General features: G+C 43.2%; 5 protein-coding genes and 1 pseudogene. 4 read left to right on the forward strand and 2 right to left on the reverse strand.

The window, feature by feature from the left end:
* Positions 1 to 68: 68 nt before the first annotated feature.
* From V7L97_RS11170 to V7L97_RS11185, 4 genes and pseudogenes are all read left to right on the forward strand, one after another.
* The gene (locus V7L97_RS11170) at positions 69 to 362 is read left to right on the forward strand and encodes a Crp/Fnr family transcriptional regulator (protein WP_333655993.1); all 294 of its coding nucleotides are present in this window, start codon (positions 69 to 71) and stop codon (positions 360 to 362) included.
* Positions 304 to 555 (forward strand): Crp/Fnr family transcriptional regulator, encoded by a 252-nt coding sequence (locus V7L97_RS11175; protein WP_333655995.1) that lies wholly within the window; start codon positions 304 to 306, stop codon positions 553 to 555. Before V7L97_RS11170 ends, V7L97_RS11175 begins: the two co-directional genes overlap by 59 nt.
* A 90-nt stretch (positions 556 to 645) precedes the next feature.
* Positions 646 to 919, forward strand: a pseudogene (locus V7L97_RS11180) (HU family DNA-binding protein).
* Positions 920 to 933: 14 nt separating this feature from the next.
* Positions 934 to 1,173 carry a hypothetical protein gene (locus V7L97_RS11185; RefSeq protein ID WP_333655997.1) on the forward strand — a complete coding sequence of 80 codons (240 nt, stop codon included), beginning with the start codon at positions 934 to 936 and terminating at the stop codon, positions 1,171 to 1,173.
* A 68-nt stretch (positions 1,174 to 1,241) separates the two neighbouring features.
* Here V7L97_RS11185 and V7L97_RS11190 read toward each other — a convergent pair whose 3' ends face one another.
* Positions 1,242 to 1,484, reverse strand: a complete 243-nt coding sequence (locus tag V7L97_RS11190; RefSeq protein ID WP_333656000.1) for a hypothetical protein — start codon at positions 1,482 to 1,484, stop codon at positions 1,242 to 1,244.
* Positions 1,485 to 1,496: 12 nt separating this feature from the next.
* Positions 1,497 to 3,125: an arginine--tRNA ligase gene (gene argS / locus V7L97_RS11195; protein WP_333656003.1), complete on the reverse strand. Its 1,629-nt coding sequence runs from the start codon at positions 3,123 to 3,125 to the stop codon at positions 1,497 to 1,499.
* Between the last annotated feature and the right edge of the window lie 94 nt (positions 3,126 to 3,219).

Genomic DNA, 3,219 nt, shown 5'->3' on the forward strand with positions numbered 1-3,219 from the left:
AAGATAATATTTGTGGAAGATGACACGCAGAATTATATGTATGTTATCCTTTCTGGTAAGGTAAGGTAGTGTATCTGGGCGCCGACGGAAAGGAGCATATCCTTGCGGTGCATAAAACAGGGGATTTCTTTGGGGAGATGGCTTTGCTTGACGGAAAGACAGCGCCTGCCACGGTTATAGCAATGGAAGACACGGATATCCTGATAATGTCAAGAAAGGACTTTGAAGAATCTCTACTGAAAAAACAACAGGGTGCTCAAAGAGATAATTTCCATACTCTGTACAAGGCTCAGGGATGCATGGATGATGAACAAGGTTCTGGGCCTGCCGCGTGCAGAGGAAAGGGTCAGGACGCTGCTTAAGCTCATGGGAATTCATTACGGCATAAAAGATAAACGCGGCACTGTCATAACATTGAGGCTTACCCATCAAGACATCGCCGATTATTCATCGCTATCCAGAGAGACTGTAACCCGCCTTCTTAACAGGCTTGTCAGGGACGGGGAGATCGAAGTCCTTGACGACAGAAATATCCTCCTTAAGCCATCCTTTTAGCAAAAAGCACTATTTTGTGATTTTGGTCACACTTTCCCGATTTCAGGCCGGCTATAATGGATTTAGAAAATAATAAAAAGCGGGGTAAAGATGACAAAGACAGAACTAATCGATAAGGTTTCATCATCGGCAGGAATCACAAAGGCCGAGGCAGGAAAGACCATCGACACTACCCTTAAGTCGATAGAGGTATCTCTGAAAAAAGGGGCAGAAGGTTATCTTTGTCGGGTTCGGAACATTCTCTGTTTCCAAAAGGAAGGCAAGGAATGGACGCAATCCAGGAACAGGTAAAGAAATCAAAATCCCTGCGATCAGGGTCCCGAAATTTACAGCGGGCAAGATTTTGAGGGATGCAGTGAAGTAAGGAGAGAGTTTAATATGTTTAAGCTTTTAAAAAGAATCATAATTGTATGGGTGCTGTTTATCACTATCGCGGTTATAGGAGGAGGCGGCGACCAGTTCAGGTGGTTTTTTGATAAAACAGGCATTGTGTCTCAAAAGGTCACGGATTGGATCGCAACAAAGGCTGACAGTTTGAAGGAAGAGGCAGATGCAGTAAAAGAGCTTGTAAAGCAGTGGACAGGAGGTAAAAAGAAGCTTGCCCAGAATAGTAACTGAGAATTTACAGTCCTTTGTCCAGAAATCCCTTTTGGAAAGTTCTGCTGAAAAGTACGTCCATTGTCATTTCATATATATTCTATGTCGTTAAAATCTTCGTATAGCGGCGAAGATTTGGTGTAGTAGCTTACGCCGTCTTCTTCTTCTGTAATGCATTTGTAGAGTTCTGCCGTAACAGTGCCTGCAAAGGCACCCATCACTGCCCCTATAAGTCCTCCCTTTTCAGGATGTCTCTGGTTTGACAAAATGCCTGCTGCAGTCCCGGCTGCCGTGGCTATTGCAAGCCATATCAGATAATTCGATCTTTTCATTCAGCTATACACTTACATCCTTTCCGGCGCCTTTACCCCCAGTATTTTCAATCCATGTCTTAAAACAATCTGTATTGCCTTGCAAAGGGCAAGCCGTGCCTTTGTAATCTCCAAATCCTCTGATACCACCCTGTGTTTGTGGTAATAAGGGTGGAACATGCCCGCAATTTCCTGCAGATAAAAGGTTATTCTGTGCGGCTCATGCGCTATTGCCGCATTTTTAAACATCATGGGATATAGAAGGAGTTTTTTGATAATGCGAATCTCCTCGTCATTGAATAATTCTCCATTAAAGTCGGTTAAAGACTGAAGGCTAATGGCTGATGACTGATGGCTTTCTTTTGCCTTCTCGAATATACTATTTATCCTTGCATGGGCATACTGGACATAATATACAGGGTTTTCTGATGACTGTGCCTTTGCCACTTCTATGTCAATTTCGAGATGGCTGTCAGACCTTCTTGTGAGGAATAGAAACTTTGTGGTATCAGCTCCGATTTCATCCATAATCTCTCGCAGTGTGATGAATTCGCCGGCCCTTTTCGACATCTGCACAGGCTTTCCACCCCTTAAAAGGGTTACCATCTGCACAAGCAGGACTCTCAGGTGTTCCTTCGGATATCCGAGAGCCTGAATAACCGCCTGCATCCTCGGCACATAACCGTGGTGATCTGCTCCCCAAATGTCTATAATCTCGTCGAATCCCTTTTCCACTTTTTTTCTATGGTATGCAATATCAGGGGCAAAGTATGTATATTCTCCGTCTTTTTTAATTATAACCCTGTCCTTGTCATCTCCGAATTCCGTTGACTTGAACCATGTGGCATCCTCTTTTTCATAGACATATCCACGTTTTTTAAGGTCATTTATAGCTTGAACGACCTCTCCTTTTTCATAAAGATCTTGTTCGCTTTGCCATGAGTCGAAGAAAACGCCGAAATCCTCAAGGTCTTTCTTTATCTCATCGAGCATCTTTTTGTATGAGAATTCAGTAATTTCATTGAGCAGTTCTTCTTCTGACTTCTGTCTTTCTTTGAATTCCCTTGCAAGGTCCTCTATATATTCTCCTTTGTATCCGTCCTCAGGAAATGGGTAATCTTCTCCTATCAACTGCTTGTATTTTGCAAACACAGACATGCCGAGCAACTTCACCTGTCTGCCTGCATCGTTTATATAGTATTCTCTTTCAACACTGTACCCTGCTTCCTGAAGGAGGTTAGACAGCGCAGCGCCCAGTGCCGCTCCCCTTCCGTGTCCGAGGTGTAGAGGCCCTGTGGGATTGGCACTGACAAACTCTATCTGAACCCTTCTGCCTTTTCCTATGTCCTCAATAAGAAAAATGTCCTGATTTTCAACGAGTTCTTTTAACTCATCGCAGAGGTGCTTTTTCGAAAAGGTAAAGTTTATAAATCCAGGCCCTGCTACCTCTATCTTTTCAAATATCTCCTTATTTTCGATGGAGTTAACAATATCCTCGGCTATCTTTCTGGGAGGCTTTTTCAGGGGCTTTGCAAGTCCCATGGCGACAGGGGTTGATAAATCCCCGAAGCCTTCTTCCTTAGGAATCTCGATCTCGATGCTGACCTCTGCGCGCTGCGCATTGACTGCTTTTTTCAGTATTTCCCGGAGAATTTTTTCCATAACTGTTAAGTTTAAGCATCTTACAGGCTTATTGTCAATCAAACCGAAAATTTACATAAAATTAACCTTTATTAACTTCAAATTTACTGTATTT

The sequence above is a fragment of the Dissulfurispira sp. genome (assembly GCF_036745535.1).
Taxonomy (GTDB): domain Bacteria; phylum Nitrospirota; class Thermodesulfovibrionia; order Thermodesulfovibrionales; family Dissulfurispiraceae; genus Dissulfurispira.